Below are 16,576 nucleotides of genomic sequence, written 5' to 3'. Positions count from 1 at the left end.
AAAAAGAGTCTGGGCAAAATTTCAATTTCTAATCCAAAATAAGAATATTGTGATATCTAAAAAAGCTTAAAACTAAGTTGTCAGAAACGTTAATTTTAAGCTTTTTTATATCGCTTTTTAATGAAAATTTTTATAATTTCTCTATCATCACCAAAAAGGGTGGGGTATTTATTTGATTTAAGGGTTGATAAAGCATGACTGTAAAATGCTGTTGATCTAGCTCTTTAACAAAGTTCAGAACCGCATCTTTTTCCTTATCGCCACCCTCATGACCATAATATACCATAATTGCCAAACGACCGCCAATTTCTAATCTCTCTAAAATCTTTTTAATAGCTGTCAGGGTTGTAGCAGGCTGAGTAATGACTGACTTGTCTGCCGAAGGCAGATAACCTAAATTAAAAATAGCTGCACGGATAGGTTCAGTCACATATTTATTAATAGTTTGATGTCCATCTAAAATGAGTTGGACATTTTTAATATTTAATTGTTCCAGTTTTTCTCTCGTCTTGATTAAGGCCTGTTCCTGTACATCAAAAGCGTAGACTTTCTTAGCAAGATGGGACAAAAAAACGGTATCATTTCCGTTGCCCATAGTCGCATCAATGGCTATACTGTTTTTATCCAAAACTTGGGACAAAAAATCATGAGAGAGTTCAATGGGACGTTTGATCATATATTCACCTCCAGCTTACAGCCTTGATAAGCATTACGCCTTTCCATTTCCCTATCAATGCTATTTAAAACTTCCCACTTGTTAAGGCTCCACATCGGTCCAATCAACATATCACGCGGTGCATCACCTGTCAGACGATGAATGACAATGTTTTTAGGAATAATTTCTAATTGGTCACAGATAATGTTGACATATTCTTCCATACTCAGCAGATGTAAGCGTCCCTCATGATAATCACGTTGCATACGCGTATTGGTCATGAGATGTAGAAGATGGAGTTTAATGCCATCAATGTCATTATCTGTCACACAACGGCGAACATTTTCCAGCATCATCTCATGGCTTTCACCTGGTAAACCATTGATGAGATGGGAAACAATTTCAACTTTTGGCGCCAAATCTCTTACGCGTTTAACAGTTTCTACATAAAGTTGATAAGAATGAGCACGATTAATTAACTTGGACGTTTTTTCATAGGTTGTCTGTAAGCCTAACTCCAAGGTCACATGCAAACGTTGGGATAGCTCCGCTAGGTAAAGGATAGTCACATCAGGCAAACAGTCCGGTCTTGTTCCAATATTGATACCAATAACACCAGGTTCATTGATAGCCTGCTCATAGCGCTCCCGAATGACCTCAACCTTGTCATGGGTATTGGTAAAATTTTGAAAATAAACGAGGTACTTCTTGACATCCGGCCATTTGCGATGCATGAAATCAACTTCCTTGTAAAATTGGTCCCGAATAGGAGCTTCTGGTGCCACAATAGCATCACCAGAACCTGAAACCGTACAAAAAGTACAGCCACCATGAGCCACAGTTCCATCACGGTTTGGGCAGTCAAAGCCAGCATCAATGGGAACCTTAAAAGTCTTTTCGCCAAAAATACGACGGTAATAGTCATTTAATGTATTATAACGTTTATTCATAAGAGTTATTTTAACATAAATCTCTCTAAAAAAGATGAGACAAAAGTGTTCCCAACCTTTTTATTGTATAGTGATTCCAGTTTAACACACTGGTTGATTAAAAGTCATTTTAAAATAATGGCTGCCACAATGGGCGATACAAAGACATACATCAAACCCGTAATGCCAATAGCTAGACCAGCCATAGCTCCCGATATTCTACCGTATTTAAGAGCCGTTCCAGTACCAACAGCATGTCCAGTTCCACCAAGAGCCAAACCAATGGCCACAGGATCTTCGATTTTCAATAATTTTAAAAGAGTTGGCCCCAAAACACTAGTTAAAATACCAGTTGCTACAACAACAACCAGTGTTACGGTCGTAATTCCCTGCATCTTATCAACAATTCCGACTGCCATTGCGGTTGTAACAGATTTAGGAAATAAGGAAATGGCTAAAAAGAAATCCATGCCAAAAACTTTTGCCACAAAGGCAGTAAAACTCGTATTGACAACTGCTGCTAAAAAGCTACCCAAAATAATACTTCTGGCATGATGCCTCATTAAATGGAAAGTCTGATACAAAGGAATTCCCAAAGCAACTGTCGAAGGTACAATAAGGGTATTTAAATACGCTCCTCCCTTATAATAGTCTTGATAAGAAATATGCGTTACTTTTAAAAAAATAATAACAATAATCGTCGCTAGTAAAAGTGGGGTTGTTAGTGGATGTGGAAAACGCCTAAAAATCAAAATACCTATCAAATAGGCAAATATAGACAGCCAAAGACCAAAAAGAGGATTTGAAAAAATAAAATTCATTCTGGAAAGTCTCCTTCATAATGTCTCTTGATAAATTGGACAACTAAAGCAATCACTGCAATATTGAGAATAACAGCAAATAATAAAATCAGACAAATTGGTAGCAGATAAGGGGCAATCACATTAAACTTATCCATAATCCCCACTGCTGCTGGCAAAAACAGAATAGTCATATTAGCTAGTAAAAATTGACCAACCGCATTGATATGACGCAAACGGATCCAATTAAACTGCAAAGCTAAAAAGAGACAAAAAAGTCCAATAATGCTTCCTGGAACAGGTAAATGTAAACTATTGGAAGCAAATTCGCCCACTAAAGAAAAGAGGAGAATAATCATCAACTGCACATAATATTTCAAAAAAACACATCCTTTTCATCTTTTAGTTTACTACTTTTCAGAAAGTTTTCAATACCTTTTCTTTTTTAAAACAAAAATGGAAATCATATAGATTTCCAAATTAGATGCCAAATAGATTAACAGCAAAATTTACCATTCAAATTATTGAATTGGTATGACTCCTTCTTACTTCTGCTTGCCTGAAAAGCGCCATTTAAAACGCCACTCATCATAATAAGGATAAATCATTTGACTTAAACCTAAGGCCAACAGCCAGCCTCCTAAAACATCCGTTGGATGGTGGACACCGATATAAATTCTAGAAATGCCTACCAAAATAGCTATTACAATAAGAAGTATTTGTAAGAGCAGTTTTAAAACGCTGCTTTTCATACGTTGCTGAATAATCACAACTATGGCTGCCGCTATCAGTAAGGTTGAAGCGGCATGCCAGCTAGGAAAAGAAGGGCCCGTTGTCTGAATCAGCCACTTAATCTTAGGACGTGGTCTTTGATACAGGTACTTTAAAGCTGTTGACAGCAAACCTATAGTTGCGAAATTCGCCAAAATAAATCCAGCTTCAGCTTTCCAATTTTTGATATAAAATAGAAAAGATAAAAAAATACAAAAGATGAATAAAAATAATTCATTTCCAAAATTAGTAATAGTAGTAAAAAAACAAGTTTCTACTGAAGGAAAATCCCCTCGCATAGCGCTCTGAATATTGGTATCAATACCAGTCAAATTATCAGGGTAAAATTTGACCAAGTATCCTAGAAACATTAAAAGTAAAAAAGCAAAGGAAGCTCTTAAAAGATAAGTTTGTTTAATTTTCATTACTTATATAATTCTTTAAAATAGGTTGAGTGGCTGCATAAACCACAGCAAAACTAACCGCAAAGATCACCCCTTCAAGTAAGTTAAAAGGGATGACCATGCTCATTAAATACTTCCCAACACCGATGAATTTTGAAATATCAAAATTAGCAAACTTAGCATAAAGGGGAATGGCATAAACATAGTTGAGAAAGACCATGGTCACTGTCATTGCTAATGTCCCAACAATACTAGCCAAGACATATTTCACCTTACTATCTCTAACTTTCCAAATAAGCGCAAAAGAAAGAATAAAAATTCCAAAAGCCACCATGTTCATTGGCAAACCAACCATACTACCAGGTCCACCATTATCCAGCAAAAGTTTAAGTAGACTTCTCAAAAAAAGGATGACATAGGCACTTTTTAAATCAAGTAGGATTAAACCCAATAAAATAGGAAGAATACTAAAGTCAAGTTTCAAAAAATCCACGCCTGGAATAATTGGAAAGTTAGGGATCATAAGCACAAAAGAGAGCGCTGATAGAATTGCAATGATAGTCATTGTCTGTGTTTTTTTCATAAAAAAATTCCTCCAATTTTTACAAATCGAAAGAAGGCCCAAAGAGTGTAACATATAATCTTTGGTTTGCTTTTAGTGGTACTAAGTAGAAAACTGTAGACAGCAAACACTGAAGTACTAACGAAATCATAAAAGATAAACCAAATGATTAGATGACAATACAAAAACTCTCAGTCTTCTCCCATCCAGACTTTACTGTCGGTTGTGGAATTTCACCACATCAGCTTGCGCTCGCGGACTTCAAAAGGAATCTTTTCTCTGACGCATCATTAGCTCATCTTGATATAGTCTAATATCATCTTCGACTTACTATCTAATCTCGTTGAAAAATCATCGCCTTTGTCACCGCCGGTCGGGAATCTCACCCTGCCCTGAAGACACTTATAGCATATCAAAAAATAAAGTTAATAACAAGTTTTCTTACCTAAAAAGTTTCATTTATATCACTTGACAAAATTTGCATATAAGTATATATTTTATATATAAAATATTTATATATAGGAGGTAACTGAATGTATTATCCTGTTTCAGCCCTGCTAATAGAATACTTAATTTTGGCTATCGTCAGTAAACATGACTCCTACGGTTACGATATCAGTCAAACTATTAAACTAATTGCCAGTATCAAAGAATCCACCTTATATCCTATCTTAAAAAAACTTGAAAAAGCAGGATATTTAAGTACTTACACTCAAGAACATCAAGGTCGACGACGAAAGTATTATCATTTAACCGATTCGGGAGAAAAACATCTCGTTTATCTGACTAAGGAATGGTCAGTTTATAAAATGACCATTGATGGCATTGTAGAAGGGAGAATTCGCCATGACAAGAACTGAATACCTCAATCAGTTAAAACATTATTTAAAGAGATTACCACATACTGATTATGAAGAAGCAATGGATTACTTTAAGGAATATTTTGAGGAAGCTGGTCCAGAAAATGAGGCTCAGGTTATCCAAGATTTGGGTAATCCTAAGGAAGCGGCTTATGAAATTTTAAGTCAGCTGTTAGACAAAAAAGTTGAAGAAGAATGTGGACCTTCAACTAAATCTAAACACATTGTTTGGATAACAATTTTAGCCATTCTAGCCGCACCAATAGCGTTGCCTTTGACTATTGCTGCCTTGGCACTTGCCTTAGCTATTATTATTTTAGCTTTATCCAGTATTGTTGTTACAGTTAGTATTGGGTTTAGCGCTTTTACTTCAGCTTTTGTGCTTATTTGGGAAGCCATTTTTAAACTTTCTGGTTCTTTTTCAACCTTTAGTCTTGGGTTGGGTGCTGGCCTGCTTTCACTTGGATTATCTTTAATCTTTTTCGTTTTTACTCTTTTATTAGCGCAATGGTTTAAATTTGCTTTTATTAAATGGAGTCAATGGATTGTTAAACAAGGCTATAAAAGGGGGTACAGAGTATGAGAAAATCACTGAAAATGACTATAGGTATCGGACTAATCTTAAGTTGCTTTGGTCTTATTCTTGTTGGTATTGGACTATCATCAGGTGGAATTGATAAATTGCAAGTTAAAGACGATCAAGCACTCAAGAAAGAAGTCCAATTTGACAATATTCAATCGCTTGATTTGGATTTATCCGTAAGAAATATCAAAATTGAATCTTCTCAGGATCAACACTTTAAACTGACTTACTACAAAAAGTTAGATGAAGAAATTTCTCACAAAGTACAGCATCAAAATCTAAACCTAAAGCAAAAAGAAAAATTTAGAATTCACTTTTTTGTACTAAGTGACTTTTTCAATTGGTTCCATCAAGATGATACCAATAATGTCACTCTAGCTATTCCTAAGAATGTTCAGCTAAAAGATGTTTCTATAAAAAATAATGTTGGTGATATTACAATCAAAAATCAACAAGCCAGCAAAATTACTGTTCAGCAGAACACGGGAAATCTAAACATCTATAATAGCCAAATTGCTAAAGGAAAAGTTTCTTCAGATGTTGGCAACATCGCTATTCAAAATAGTTCCTTATCAGATATAGATGTTGTTGACCATACAGGCGACATTTCTGCTAAAAACCTTACTGTTTTAAATCTGGTTAGAATGACTAATAATACAGGTAACACTAATGTCTCACTTTCGCCTCAAAGTGCACAAGCAACTATTGTCTCCGCAAAAACCGATGTTGGCCATACGGATATTAGTCATCAACTACTCCAAGGTTATTCTGGCAAAAATCGTTTAGCTGTCAAAGGAGACACAGGAAATATCCAAATTAAGTAAAAAATTGATATAGAGAGTTATACACTGTTCTCTAATTTAGAAATAAACGCACATTTGGTATATAAAAAACGTTTGAGACACTATTCAAAAAGAGTGTCTCAAACGTTTTTTCTGATAGTCAGCTTTTGAACACCATAAACGATGTTGTCTTTTTTGTAATACTTTTAACGCATATCCATTACTTTAATTTATCCACAGCATAAGTATGACTAAGTTCTAATCCTATAAAATCTTGTTGACGTAAAGCTTCATAAACAATCATACAAACCGTATTTGACAAGTTTAGACTTCTAACATGCTGATCATTCATGGGAATGCGTAAAGCTTTTTCAGAATGCTGGCGCATAAATTCTTCTGGGAGTCCTTTATCTTCACGTCCAAACAGAAAATAATGATGCTCACTGTCACCATAATTTTCATCAGAATACGTTTTATCTGCAAATTTAGTAATTAGATGCAGTTTACCTGAACAAATATTCATGAAATCATTAAGACTGTCATAAAAATACACATCTAATTTATCCCAATAATCAAGACCCGCCCGCTTCATCTTTTTATCATCAATGGGAAATCCCATTGGACGAATGATATGAAGAGAGGTGTTAGTAGCCGCACAGGTACGAGCAATGTTTCCTGTATTTGCAGGAATTTGTGGTTGAAATAAAACCACATGATTTCTACCCAAAGTTAACTGTTTATTTTCTCTTTCGAGTTGTTCAATATTCATTTTAATCCCTAGTTTTTTACTTTACAAAAAAAGAACCACGGAACCCGGAGTCCAGCTCAGCAGGTAACGTGGTGTGCGGTGCTTTCATTATCTTAAATCATAACAGGTTTGATTTAAAACAATGATTAGCTTATTACTTAGTATATCACTTTTGTAAAAGTTGTCAAGATAATGTAAGCAATATTTTAAGGATTTTTTCAGAAAAAAAGTTTTCGAGCTTAACCGTATTCTAAAACCCAAAGAAATATAAAGTAGCTGTTATGATTCTTTGAAATCATATACTTTACCCCCACATTTCAGCTTTTTAAAGCTTCTTCTTATGGAAAAGGTAAATGAAGTGGTTTAAAACTGATACCAAAACAGCAAAAAACAACACTAACTACTAAAATAAATAATTTTCATTAAAAACTAATGCAATTTCCCTTAAAAAGAGGTATGATAGTTATTATAATTCGGAGGTAAATCATGAAAATTATTGTCGTTGGTGGCGGCAAGGTCGGTAAGGCTCTCTGTCGCTCACTGGTGGAAGAAGAACATGATGTTATTTTGATTGAAGAAAATGAATCCGTCCTCAATCATGTCACCAAACGTCTTGATATCATGGGAATAGTCGGTAATGGTGCTAACTTTAGAATTTTAGAACAGGCTGATGTGCAACATTGTGATATTTTTATTGCTATTACTGATAAAGATGAAGTGAATATGGTAGCTGCTGTTCTAGCTAAAAGAATGGGGGCTAAAGAAACCATTGTCCGTGTTCGTAATCCTGAATATTCCAACACCTACTTTAAAGACAAGAACTTTCTTGGTTTTTCTTTAGTAGTTAATCCTGAACTTTTGACAGCACGTTATATCGCCAATATAGTTGATTTCCCTAATGCACGATCAGTTGAACATTTTGTCAATGGTCGTGTCATGTTAATGGAATTTAAAATTGTTGACGGTAACAATCTCTGTCAAATGTCCTTGAATCAATTCCGTAAAAGATTCAATAATATTGTCATCTGCGCTATTGAGCGTGGAAATGAGCTCATTATTCCTGATGGTGATGCTGTCATTCAGTCAGGGGATAAAATTTTCGTAACAGGCAAGCGTATGGAAATGATTCATTTCCATAATTTTGTTAAAAATAAAGTTATCAAACATCTAATGATTATTGGTGCAGGAAGAATTTCCTACTATTTGCTTAATATTCTCAAGACTACCAAACGTCATCTTCAAGTCAAAGTCATTGAACTTAATCCTAAAAAGGCTGAACTATTTAGTCAAGAATTCCCCCATATCCATGTCGTTCAAGGAGATGGAACTGCTAAAGATATCCTCTTAGAAGAGAGTGCTGCAAACTACGATGCTATTGCGACCTTAACTGGTGTTGATGAAGAAAATATTATTGCTTCCATGTTTTTAGAAACATTAGGCGTGCAAAAAAACATTACTAAAGTCAATCGTACTAGTATTTTAGAAATTATTAACCCTGAACAGTTTTCAAGCATTATCACTCCTAAGAGCATTGCGGTTGATTCCATGATGCATTTTATTCGCGGTCGTGTTAATGCTCAAGATTCTAATCTAGATGCTATGCACCATGTAGCAAATGGTCGTATTGAAACTTTGCAATTTGAAATTCGCCAAACCAACAAAATGGCTGGTAAAACATTGTCTGAACTTCATTTTAAGACCAATGTTTTAATTGCAGCCATCATTCGCAATGGTAAAACAATTTTCCCTACTGGTGATGATATTCTTGAAGTAGGTGACAAGATTGTTGTCATTACACTTCTTACAAACATCACTCATATTTATGATTTATTAAAGAGGTAAGCTATTATGAATAAAAGTATGGTACGCTTTCTCTTATCAAAATTATTGTTAATTGAAGCTGCACTTCTTCTTGTCCCCTTGATTGTTGCTTTCATTTATCAAGAAAGTTTTACAATCATCTTTAGCATTTTGGCCACTATGGCTATTTTAATCTTGCTTGGCAGTATTGGCATCATATTTAAACCTAAAAATTATCACATCTATACCAAAGAAGGCTTACTTATTGTAGCTCTTTGCTGGGTACTTTGGTCCTTTTTTGGAGCTCTTCCTTTTATCTTTACTGGTCAAATACCTAATATTATTGATGCTTTTTTTGAAGTTAGTTCAGGCTTCACAACAACGGGTGCCACTATTTTACCAGATGTTTCTGTTTTATCACATTCACTGCTTTTTTGGCGGAGTTTTACCCACTTAATCGGTGGGATGGGAGTACTTGTTTTTGCTCTTGCCATTATGGAAAACAGTAAAAACAGCCACTTAGAAGTTATGCGCGCAGAAGTACCTGGTCCTGTTTTTGGTAAAGTGGTCTCAAAGCTCAAAAACACTGCTCAGATCCTCTATATTATTTACCTCATTATGTTTGCTGTTTTCGCTATTATACTGTGGGGTGTTGGTATGCCTCTATATGATAGCCTCGTAACAGCAATGGGTACAGCTGGTACTGGTGGATTTACAGTTTTTAATGATGGGATTGCTCATTATCACAGTTCGCTCATTACAAATCTGGTTTCCATCGGAATGTTGCTCTTTGGAGTTAATTTTAATCTCTACTATCTTCTCTTGATTCGTAAATTTAAAACTTTCTTTGGTGATGAAGAACTGCGTACTTATATTGGTATTGCTCTGCTAGCAACCCTATTAATTTGGTTAAACGTCGGTGGACAGTTTGCAACAGCAAAAGAGGGCTTGGAAATTTCTTTCTTTCAAGTCTCCACTACCATGACTACAACTGGTTTTGGTATTACTAATCTCACAACTTGGCCGCTCTTTTCTCAGTTTATCTTGCTTCTACTGATGTTTCTTGGTGGTTCTGCTGGATCAACAGCAGGTGGATTCAAGGTTATGCGGGTATTGATTTTATCAAAAATCGCTAAAAATCAAGTTCTTTCCAGTCTCTATCCTAACCGTGTGATATCACTGCATATCAATCAGCAATCACTGGATAAAAGAACACAACACAGTGTGTTGAAATATTTAGCTATCTATCTTCTGATTTTTATTAGTCTGGTTTTGATTTTAACACTTGATAATAACAACCTTATGATTGTAACCAGCGCTGCTGCCAGTGCTTTTAACAATATTGGACCTATACTTGGTACTGATAAAACCTTTGCTATCTTTAGCCCATTTTCAAAATTAGTTCTATCATTTGCTATGATTGCGGGACGTTTAGAAATTTACCCCATGTTGTTGCTATTTATTCCAAAAACTTGGTCTAAAACTTAAGTCCTTTTTATCAATTAACATAAAAAAAGCCTCCAAAGTTATTAAGAAATTAACTTTTGGAGGCTTTTATGATTTAGACGGCTTTTCTTTTTTATTTCTTCGCAAGGTAAAATGATTTGGTACAGGATCTTCACCTCCCTCAACAAAAGGATGACAGCGTAAAATACGGGCAATCCCCATTAAAAAACCTTTTAAACCATGTTTTTCAATTGCCTCTATCATATAGGCTGAACAAGTTGGCCGATAACGACAGGAAGCTGGAAAGATGGGAGAAATAAATTTTTGATAAAATTTAATCGGAGCAATCAATACTTTTTTCATTAGTTTTCATTAACAGCAGCATTGTAAAGCTGGCTGATTTCTTTTTTATTAAGGCGCCTAGCCTCTCCCGAATTAAGACCCGATAAATCAAGTGTTCCAAAACGAGTACGCGATAATTTATCAACCATTAAACCAACTGCTTCAAACATCTTTTTAACTTGATGGTTGCGTCCTTCGTGAATAGTCAGTTCCACAACAGATCTATTTTTTTCTCTATCCGTCTTGACAATACGATAGCGGGCAGGTTGTGTTTTTTTGCCATCAATAACGATTCCTTTTGTCAAAGGGCGCAGATTATCCTTACTGGCAAGTCCTTTAACACGCGCCACGTAGACCTTATCAATTTCATGCCGTGGATGAAGCATCTTATCTGTAAAATCACCATCATTGGTTAAAATAAGAAGCCCAGACGTATCCCAATCTAAACGACCAACAGGATAGATACGCTCCTTAACCTCAGGTAATAAATCAACAACCGTTTGACGACCCTTATCATCTCTAACACTAGAAATCACTCCGCGTGGTTTATTGAGAAGATAGTAAACTTTTTCTTCATTATAGATAGGTTGTCCCTCAACTTCGACACGATCGCCTGATTTAACAGTAGTAGCCAATTCAGTCACCATTTGACCATTAAGAGTGACCAGCCCCTGCTTGATGAGTTCTTCTGCTTTTCGACGACTGGCTACTCCTGCGTGTGCAATGTATTTATTAATTCTCATTTTCTTCCTTTACATTTTCACTTATTTGTTCTTCGTTTTCCTTATTATCAAAAAGTGTAAACTCTTCATCTTTTAATTCAATACTGGAAGCATCTGGCAATTCTTCTAAACTATTGATTCCCATATAATCCAGAAAATAATCTGAAGTAACATAGAGATTAGGACGTCCAAGCACCTCTTTTTTTCCAGCCTCTTGAATCAAATCAAAAGCTTGCAGTTTTGAAATAGCACTGCTAGAATTCACCCCACGAATATTATCAACTTCAATTCTTGTAATGGGTTGTTTATAAGCTATGATAGAGAGAACTTCCAAACTGGCTCTTGATAAGCTCTGATTAATCGGCGTTTTAGAATACTGCCGTAAAAGATCCGCATAATCTTTTTTAGTGACTAATTTATAAGTTTTGGAAGACTCCAATAAAGATAAGGCAGAATTATCATCCCCTTCATATTTCTGAGCCATCTTTTCCAATTGCTGAAGCAATGCTGTTACAGGTATATCTAATAAAGTTGCCAACTGGCGCAGACTTAACCCATCTTCACCAGCTACAAATAGCAAGGCTTCTATCTTTGATAGCGGTGTCATGCACTCCCCTTCCTTAAAATGATGTCATCAAAATTGTGTTCCTGTTTAACATAAACACGATGAACTTTAATTAACTCTAGAACTGCTAAAAAGATAGTAATTATCTCATTAAGCGAACCGGCCCTTTTAAAAAACCAAGACAAATTGGTTTCTTTTTGACGAATTACCTGTTCTTCAACTACAGTCATCATATCTTCAATTCGGTAGTCATCACTTTTAATTGTTGTATGACTGTTTTTGATTTCTTCCTGTTTTTCAGCCATTACCTTTGAAAAAGCCAAAAAGACATCAAGGACAGTTTTATCCTGTTTAAGTGTTATATCGTCATAAATGAGTTCTAATTTGGGTTTTGAAAAACGCTGTGCTCTTTCATTATGTTTAAGGGCCAGTTCCTCTCCTAAAAGTTTGTAAGTTCGATATTCCTCAATTTGATGCAAGAGTTGCAGTTCTGGATCTTCTTCTGCTTCAACAGTTTCAACAACTTTAGGAAGCAATTTACGGCTTTTAATCAGCATTAACTGACTGGCCATAACCATGTATTCTCCAGCAACTTCAAGCTTCATGGCTTGCAGCGTTGCAATATAGGCTAGATATTGCTCAATAATATCTACAATCGGAACGTCATAAATATCTACTTCGTACTTAGAGACCAAATGCAAAAGTAAATCTAACGGTCCCTCAAAATCTTTTAATTTAATATCCATTAGTTTTTAAAATATTTTTCCAATGTTACTGGGCTTTTAAGACCAAGCTTTCTGGTTAAATCCAAAATAGCAGTCCCTTTATTTTTTTCTTTTATAATATATTGTTCACGTAATTTTTGAGCTGTCATTTGGGACAAATCAACAGAAGCCAAATAATAATTCAGTTTTTGAAAAAGCCATTGACGTGAGTAGGCTTCACCTTTATTATCAAATAAATAAACAGCCTTGTGCTCTCCCTCAAGATAAGGTAGTAACAGTTGGGGAATTTCTAAAACTCTCATAACTTTTTCATTGACTACTGTTAAGACTTGGAATTCTAATGCAATATTTTCCCATTTTAATTGAATAATCTCACTTGGTGATAAGCCTAATTCTACAATTAAAAGAGCAATCAACTGCCCCTTAGAATCCTCTGTTTCCCGGTAGAGAACGGATAAATCCACTTCCTGATAAGCGGGCGTCAAAAGCGGCAGTTTTTCTTTATTTTTAATTTTATAAAAACGATCCAATACTTCATTTTCATAAAGAAAAAACAGAAATTGATTGACTGCCGAAATCTTACGTTTTTTAGCAGAAACCTTTAAGTCAGCCAAAGATTGCTCATACAATTTAAGCTTATTGGGAGTCACTTCCTCTCCAATAATTTCGGCAAATTGTTGCAGATCATAAAGATAAGATTTTTGCGAATTCAATGTTAAGGATTTACTAGCAAGAAATTTAGAAATAAAAGTTATCATTTTTTAGTCAATGTATAGTCATTTGTAAATTCATGAAGCAAGTTATTTAAGGCTTTTAAAATTGTTTTTCGTGTAATAATACCTAAAAAAGTACCATCTGCTTCAACAACAGGAAGAAAATTAGCATCAACTAATTTATGCATGACTTCTGTTAGATCGGCATTAGGACTCACAGTAGCATAACTACCGTTAGTCATATAAGAAATGTCTAGGGCTGCTAACTTTTCATTATCTACCCCCTCTTCTTTTTGATATTTAACAATATCAGACATACTAATAGTGCCTACATATTTTTTATCCTTAGTCAGAACAGGGACACGTGAAAAACCATTATTAGCTAACAGCAGCATAACATGATCAGTCTTATGAGTATCAATAAAAATAGCTAATTCCTCAGCCGGAGTGAGGGCATCTTTCAAAAGTGGTTTTAGAAAATCTTTAAATTCTTGTGCAATCATCTTTTTATTTCCTGTGAAAGTGCTGTATAGAGCTTGTGGTCTCGCGTCAAATAGTCAACAAAAATAGTATCAGCATTGACACGTACTTTAGCATAAAGACATTCATTAATCTCACCACGCGGCTGGGAAATGCTTCCTGGATTGATAAAAACTGTTTTCCCATTCTTCCAAACAGCTGGTCTATGAAGATGTCCATAAGTACAGATATCAGCATCTTCCTCTTGAGCCCACAAATCCAGACGTTCAAAGCCAAAATTAATATTAAATAGGTGACCATGTGTCTGTGCTACTAGCAATTCAGGAAAATTTGTTACCAAACAATCGGGATAATCGCCAAAGTCGCAATTCCCACAAACAACATGAATCCCTTCCCAAATAGGATCATTAACAGATAACTCTGAATCTCCATTATGAAAAATAGCATCCACTTTACCTAAGTAACGATTTTTTATCTCCTGAACAATTTGTTGATCACCATGAGAATCACTCATGATAATTAATGTGCGTTCTGCCATGCTGGAAATACCTCCATAAGCTTCTTAACAGCTTGTCCTCTGTGAGAAATAATATTTTTTTCGTGATTTGAAAGTTCTGCTGCGGTCTTCCCTGTTTCTCCCACTAAAAACAAAGGATCATAGCCAAAACCATTATTCCCTTTAGGAGCAAAATCAATGTATCCAGACCAATCTGCTTCAACCACAAGGCTTTCCTTATCTGGAGCAGCTACAACCAAAGTTGTATGAAACTGAGCGGAACGATCCTTGATATCAAAAACCATAGCGAGTTCATGTAGTAATTTAGCATTATTACTTTGATCTGTTGCATCAGGTCCCGAAAAACGAGCTGACCAGATTCCCGGTAAACCACCTAAAACATCTACCTTCAACCCTGAATCATCTGCCAAAACCATCTGCCCTGTCAAATGAGAAATGGTCTCTGCTTTCAAACGAGCGTTTTCTTCAAAGGTTAGACCGGTTTCTTCTACCTCGGGCAAATCAGGATATTGATTAAGATTTTCAACTTTTATTCCTAATTGAGCGAACATTTGACTGAATTCCTTGGTTTTACCTTCGTTGCGTGTGGCAATTAAAATAGTATCTCCTAATTCAGAAACCTTTTTTTTCTTTTCAAAAAAATCGGTTATAGTTATGCCTTTTTTTGGCAAACAAACTAAAAGCAACTGTTGTCCCTGTGTCACTAAAATAGCTCCTTTATGACTGCTGACTTTAAAATTATCTTGTTGCTCTTCATTAAGCATTTTTAAGATAAAACGTACAAGAGCTATGCTGGAGTTGATTTTAATAACTGTCAGTATAAACGAATTGCCTTCATCAAGTAAACCTCTAAGACTTTGTTCAATAGAACTGTAAGTTTCTTCTGCCTCTTCCTCATAGTAAGTTGAGGAGCCTACTTTAGACCATTGGCTAATGAACCAGTTATGATCATCTTTATATTCATAAATTTTTTCTTTCATAATGTTACATGCTCCACTTCAATAGCTAAAGGTAACCAGTCGCTAGCTATTTCTTTAAAACTGGCCACACTAGCTGTTGTATAGAAACGATGATGCAGCACTTTTGAAGTTCTGCTGCGATTAAGATCAAAGTAATTCAGGAGAACAGAAATATCACGTACACATTCTGCACCACTATCAATTAACTCAACATCTGGTCCCATTACATTTTGAATAATGGGCCGTAAAAGTGGATAATGGGTACAGCCTAAAACAAGAGTATCAATTTTCCCCACCAGAGGAGATAGACTTTCATAAACAATCTTTTTCGCTACACTTGAGTTCATTTTATTTGATTCAACAATAGGAACAAATTTGGGGCAAGCTAGGCTTCTTACTTTCATTTGTGGTGAGAGGTCTAGTATTTTTTGCTCATAAATATTAGATTTGATGGTCATCGGTGTCCCAATAATGCCAATTTGACCAGAAATAGTTGATTTAATAGCAGCGCTAGAACCTGGTAAAATAACACCTAAAACAGGAATATCAAGTTTTTCTTTGACTTCTTCCCAAACAACAGCCGTTGCTGTATTACAAGCAAAAACAATCATTTTGACCTTTTTAGTAAGGAGAAAGTTGACCAATTCCCAAGTATATGTCTTTATCTGTTTAGCTGGACGCGGTCCATAAGGTGCACGCGCTGAATCCCCAATATAGATAACCTCTTCATGTGGAAGCTGACGCATTAATTCACGTACGACCGTTAAACCGCCCACTCCGGAGTCTAAAAAGCCAATAGGTCTATTATCCATGCTTATCTTCTTTCTAAAATAAGACTAGGAAAACCCAGTCTCATCTAAAAGATTATTTCTTCTTTTTAGCCTTTGCTTTAGCTGCTTTTTGTTGTTTATTCATCTGACGAACAACTTGTTGCACTTTAGCTTCACTTGGTTTTTGACCCATCTGACTCATCATATTACGAATAACATCTTCGTTAAGTGGTGGGTTTTCTTCTAAATATTTTTCCATCTGCTTACGAGCAATAAAAGTGCCTCCCACAAGTCCTGCAAGTAAGGCAATAATAACTAATAGAATCCAAAGAAAAGTATTCATTTTTATTCTCCTAAATTTTTTACATCAATATTATATCAGATTTGAAACCCTTTCACAAATAAAATAGCATAAAAAGAGCCTTAGGCAGAAAAGCCACTAA

Annotated in this window: 22 protein-coding genes and 1 riboswitch; of the genes, 5 read left to right on the top strand and 17 right to left on the bottom strand. The window is 35.3% G+C overall.

Annotation, left to right across the window (positions count from 1 at the left end; translation table 11 throughout):
• Positions 1 to 130 precede the first annotated feature (130 nt).
• The 6 genes from mnmM to FNL60_RS02515 form a co-directional block, all read right to left on the bottom strand.
• Complete coding sequence (gene mnmM / locus FNL60_RS02540; RefSeq protein ID WP_002262576.1) at positions 131 to 676, bottom strand: tRNA 5-(aminomethyl)-2-thiouridylate-methyltransferase MnmM; 546 nt, start codon at positions 674 to 676, stop codon at positions 131 to 133.
• A complete protein-coding gene (gene mnmL, locus FNL60_RS02535; protein WP_002262575.1) occupies positions 673 to 1,605 on the bottom strand; it encodes a tRNA modification radical SAM protein MnmL/YtqA in 933 nt (310 codons plus the stop codon). The genes mnmM and mnmL overlap by 4 nt, the downstream gene beginning before the upstream one ends.
• A gap of 104 nt (positions 1,606 to 1,709) precedes the next feature.
• On the bottom strand, positions 1,710 to 2,405 hold the full coding sequence (gene cidB, locus FNL60_RS02530; protein ID WP_002262574.1) for an antiholin-like protein: 696 nt from the start codon (positions 2,403 to 2,405) through the stop codon (positions 1,710 to 1,712).
• Positions 2,402 to 2,764 (bottom strand): holin-like protein CidA, encoded by a 363-nt coding sequence (gene cidA, locus FNL60_RS02525; protein WP_002262573.1) that lies wholly within the window; start codon positions 2,762 to 2,764, stop codon positions 2,402 to 2,404. The genes cidB and cidA overlap by 4 nt, the downstream gene beginning before the upstream one ends.
• Positions 2,765 to 2,929: 165 nt before the next feature.
• Positions 2,930 to 3,580 (bottom strand): phosphatase PAP2 family protein, encoded by a 651-nt coding sequence (locus FNL60_RS02520; protein ID WP_002269659.1) that lies wholly within the window; start codon positions 3,578 to 3,580, stop codon positions 2,930 to 2,932.
• A complete protein-coding gene (locus FNL60_RS02515; protein WP_011074652.1) occupies positions 3,570 to 4,196 on the bottom strand; it encodes an ECF transporter S component in 627 nt (208 codons plus the stop codon). The genes FNL60_RS02520 and FNL60_RS02515 overlap by 11 nt, the downstream gene beginning before the upstream one ends.
• Positions 4,197 to 4,311: 115 nt before the next feature.
• A riboswitch (FMN riboswitch) is annotated at positions 4,312 to 4,525 on the bottom strand.
• Positions 4,526 to 4,654: 129 nt separating this feature from the next.
• Between FNL60_RS02515 and FNL60_RS02510 the strand changes: the two genes are divergently transcribed.
• The 3 genes from FNL60_RS02510 to FNL60_RS02500 are packed head-to-tail and all read left to right on the top strand — an operon-like array spanning position 4,655 to position 6,388.
• The gene (locus tag FNL60_RS02510; protein ID WP_002262570.1) at positions 4,655 to 4,981 is read left to right on the top strand and encodes a PadR family transcriptional regulator; all 327 of its coding nucleotides are present in this window, start codon (positions 4,655 to 4,657) and stop codon (positions 4,979 to 4,981) included.
• The gene (locus FNL60_RS02505; RefSeq protein ID WP_002264051.1) at positions 4,968 to 5,564 is read left to right on the top strand and encodes a DUF1700 domain-containing protein; all 597 of its coding nucleotides are present in this window, start codon (positions 4,968 to 4,970) and stop codon (positions 5,562 to 5,564) included. Before FNL60_RS02510 ends, FNL60_RS02505 begins: the two co-directional genes overlap by 14 nt.
• Positions 5,561 to 6,388 (top strand): DUF4097 family beta strand repeat-containing protein, encoded by an 828-nt coding sequence (locus FNL60_RS02500; RefSeq protein ID WP_002280173.1) that lies wholly within the window; start codon positions 5,561 to 5,563, stop codon positions 6,386 to 6,388. Before FNL60_RS02505 ends, FNL60_RS02500 begins: the two co-directional genes overlap by 4 nt.
• A gap of 178 nt (positions 6,389 to 6,566) precedes the next feature.
• Here the strand turns inward: FNL60_RS02500 and FNL60_RS02495 are convergent, their stop codons facing one another.
• Positions 6,567 to 7,115, bottom strand: a complete 549-nt coding sequence (locus tag FNL60_RS02495; protein ID WP_002280172.1) for a tRNA (cytidine(34)-2'-O)-methyltransferase — start codon at positions 7,113 to 7,115, stop codon at positions 6,567 to 6,569.
• 465 nt (positions 7,116 to 7,580) lie between these two features.
• Here FNL60_RS02495 and trkA point away from each other — a divergent pair, with 465 nt between their 5' ends.
• Together trkA and FNL60_RS02485 are read left to right on the top strand one after the other, a co-directional pair.
• Positions 7,581 to 8,936: a Trk system potassium transporter TrkA gene (gene trkA / locus FNL60_RS02490; RefSeq protein WP_002280171.1), complete on the top strand. Its 1,356-nt coding sequence runs from the start codon at positions 7,581 to 7,583 to the stop codon at positions 8,934 to 8,936.
• Between the two features lie 6 nt (positions 8,937 to 8,942).
• Positions 8,943 to 10,382 carry a TrkH family potassium uptake protein gene (locus FNL60_RS02485; protein ID WP_002262565.1) on the top strand — a complete coding sequence of 480 codons (1,440 nt, stop codon included), beginning with the start codon at positions 8,943 to 8,945 and terminating at the stop codon, positions 10,380 to 10,382.
• Between the two features lie 66 nt (positions 10,383 to 10,448).
• Here the strand turns inward: FNL60_RS02485 and yidD are convergent, their stop codons facing one another.
• From yidD to FNL60_RS02435, 10 genes are read right to left on the bottom strand one after another with little or no spacing between them, the layout of a single operon-like run.
• Positions 10,449 to 10,703 (bottom strand): membrane protein insertion efficiency factor YidD, encoded by a 255-nt coding sequence (gene yidD, locus FNL60_RS02480; protein WP_002262564.1) that lies wholly within the window; start codon positions 10,701 to 10,703, stop codon positions 10,449 to 10,451.
• Complete coding sequence (locus FNL60_RS02475; RefSeq protein ID WP_002265736.1) at positions 10,703 to 11,425, bottom strand: pseudouridine synthase; 723 nt, start codon at positions 11,423 to 11,425, stop codon at positions 10,703 to 10,705. Before FNL60_RS02475 ends, yidD begins: the two co-directional genes overlap by 1 nt.
• Positions 11,415 to 12,011: an SMC-Scp complex subunit ScpB gene (gene scpB, locus FNL60_RS02470; RefSeq protein ID WP_002280170.1), complete on the bottom strand. Its 597-nt coding sequence runs from the start codon at positions 12,009 to 12,011 to the stop codon at positions 11,415 to 11,417. Before scpB ends, FNL60_RS02475 begins: the two co-directional genes overlap by 11 nt.
• Entirely contained in the window at positions 12,008 to 12,715 is a 708-nt protein-coding gene (locus FNL60_RS02465) for a segregation/condensation protein A (RefSeq protein WP_002268522.1), read from the bottom strand. Before FNL60_RS02465 ends, scpB begins: the two co-directional genes overlap by 4 nt.
• Positions 12,715 to 13,452, bottom strand: coding sequence for a site-specific tyrosine recombinase XerD (xerD, locus tag FNL60_RS02460; RefSeq protein ID WP_002264055.1), 738 nt, complete (start codon positions 13,450 to 13,452; stop codon positions 12,715 to 12,717). The genes FNL60_RS02465 and xerD overlap by 1 nt, the downstream gene beginning before the upstream one ends.
• On the bottom strand, positions 13,449 to 13,910 hold the full coding sequence (cbpB, locus tag FNL60_RS02455) for a cyclic-di-AMP-binding protein CbpB (protein ID WP_002262559.1): 462 nt from the start codon (positions 13,908 to 13,910) through the stop codon (positions 13,449 to 13,451). Before cbpB ends, xerD begins: the two co-directional genes overlap by 4 nt.
• On the bottom strand, positions 13,907 to 14,425 hold the full coding sequence (locus tag FNL60_RS02450) for a metallophosphoesterase (protein ID WP_002262558.1): 519 nt from the start codon (positions 14,423 to 14,425) through the stop codon (positions 13,907 to 13,909). Before FNL60_RS02450 ends, cbpB begins: the two co-directional genes overlap by 4 nt.
• Positions 14,407 to 15,384: a nucleoside-triphosphate diphosphatase gene (locus tag FNL60_RS02445; RefSeq protein ID WP_002264057.1), complete on the bottom strand. Its 978-nt coding sequence runs from the start codon at positions 15,382 to 15,384 to the stop codon at positions 14,407 to 14,409. The genes FNL60_RS02450 and FNL60_RS02445 overlap by 19 nt, the downstream gene beginning before the upstream one ends.
• Positions 15,381 to 16,175, bottom strand: a complete 795-nt coding sequence (racE, locus tag FNL60_RS02440) for a glutamate racemase (RefSeq protein WP_002264058.1) — start codon at positions 16,173 to 16,175, stop codon at positions 15,381 to 15,383. The genes FNL60_RS02445 and racE overlap by 4 nt, the downstream gene beginning before the upstream one ends.
• A 52-nt stretch (positions 16,176 to 16,227) precedes the next feature.
• Complete coding sequence (locus FNL60_RS02435; RefSeq protein ID WP_002262555.1) at positions 16,228 to 16,476, bottom strand: YneF family protein; 249 nt, start codon at positions 16,474 to 16,476, stop codon at positions 16,228 to 16,230.
• Between the last annotated feature and the right edge of the window lie 100 nt (positions 16,477 to 16,576).

Source organism: Streptococcus mutans (assembly GCF_006739205.1).
Taxonomy (GTDB): Bacteria; Bacillota; Bacilli; order Lactobacillales; family Streptococcaceae; genus Streptococcus; species Streptococcus mutans.
The sequence above is the reverse complement of the archived record's forward strand: the minus strand, read 5'-3'. Positions and strand labels throughout refer to the sequence as shown.

Bases quoted from the DNA above. Each gene is read 5' to 3' on its own strand.
- FNL60_RS02485 (WP_002262565.1), top strand. From the start codon at position 8,943: ATGAATAAAAGTATGGTACGCTTTCTCTTATCAAAATTATTGTTAATT.
- racE (WP_002264058.1), bottom strand. From the start codon at position 16,175: ATGGATAATAGACCTATTGGCTTTTTAGACTCCGGAGTGGGCGGTTTA.
- FNL60_RS02475 (WP_002265736.1), bottom strand. From the start codon at position 11,425: ATGAGAATTAATAAATACATTGCACACGCAGGAGTAGCCAGTCGTCGA.
- FNL60_RS02505 (WP_002264051.1), top strand. From the start codon at position 4,968: ATGACAAGAACTGAATACCTCAATCAGTTAAAACATTATTTAAAGAGA.
- FNL60_RS02465 (WP_002268522.1), bottom strand. From the start codon at position 12,715: ATGGATATTAAATTAAAAGATTTTGAGGGACCGTTAGATTTACTTTTG.
- FNL60_RS02500 (WP_002280173.1), top strand. From the start codon at position 5,561: ATGAGAAAATCACTGAAAATGACTATAGGTATCGGACTAATCTTAAGT.
- trkA (WP_002280171.1), top strand. From the start codon at position 7,581: ATGAAAATTATTGTCGTTGGTGGCGGCAAGGTCGGTAAGGCTCTCTGT.
- scpB (WP_002280170.1), bottom strand. From the start codon at position 12,011: ATGACACCGCTATCAAAGATAGAAGCCTTGCTATTTGTAGCTGGTGAA.
- cbpB (WP_002262559.1), bottom strand. From the start codon at position 13,910: ATGATTGCACAAGAATTTAAAGATTTTCTAAAACCACTTTTGAAAGAT.
- mnmM (WP_002262576.1), bottom strand. From the start codon at position 676: ATGATCAAACGTCCCATTGAACTCTCTCATGATTTTTTGTCCCAAGTT.
- cidB (WP_002262574.1), bottom strand. From the start codon at position 2,405: ATGAATTTTATTTTTTCAAATCCTCTTTTTGGTCTTTGGCTGTCTATA.
- FNL60_RS02445 (WP_002264057.1), bottom strand. From the start codon at position 15,384: ATGAAAGAAAAAATTTATGAATATAAAGATGATCATAACTGGTTCATT.
- mnmL (WP_002262575.1), bottom strand. From the start codon at position 1,605: ATGAATAAACGTTATAATACATTAAATGACTATTACCGTCGTATTTTT.
- FNL60_RS02520 (WP_002269659.1), bottom strand. From the start codon at position 3,580: ATGAAAATTAAACAAACTTATCTTTTAAGAGCTTCCTTTGCTTTTTTA.
- yidD (WP_002262564.1), bottom strand. From the start codon at position 10,703: ATGAAAAAAGTATTGATTGCTCCGATTAAATTTTATCAAAAATTTATT.
- FNL60_RS02515 (WP_011074652.1), bottom strand. From the start codon at position 4,196: ATGTTACACTCTTTGGGCCTTCTTTCGATTTGTAAAAATTGGAGGAAT.
- FNL60_RS02510 (WP_002262570.1), top strand. From the start codon at position 4,655: ATGTATTATCCTGTTTCAGCCCTGCTAATAGAATACTTAATTTTGGCT.
- xerD (WP_002264055.1), bottom strand. From the start codon at position 13,452: ATGATAACTTTTATTTCTAAATTTCTTGCTAGTAAATCCTTAACATTG.
- FNL60_RS02495 (WP_002280172.1), bottom strand. From the start codon at position 7,115: ATGAATATTGAACAACTCGAAAGAGAAAATAAACAGTTAACTTTGGGT.
- FNL60_RS02435 (WP_002262555.1), bottom strand. From the start codon at position 16,476: ATGAATACTTTTCTTTGGATTCTATTAGTTATTATTGCCTTACTTGCA.
- FNL60_RS02450 (WP_002262558.1), bottom strand. From the start codon at position 14,425: ATGGCAGAACGCACATTAATTATCATGAGTGATTCTCATGGTGATCAA.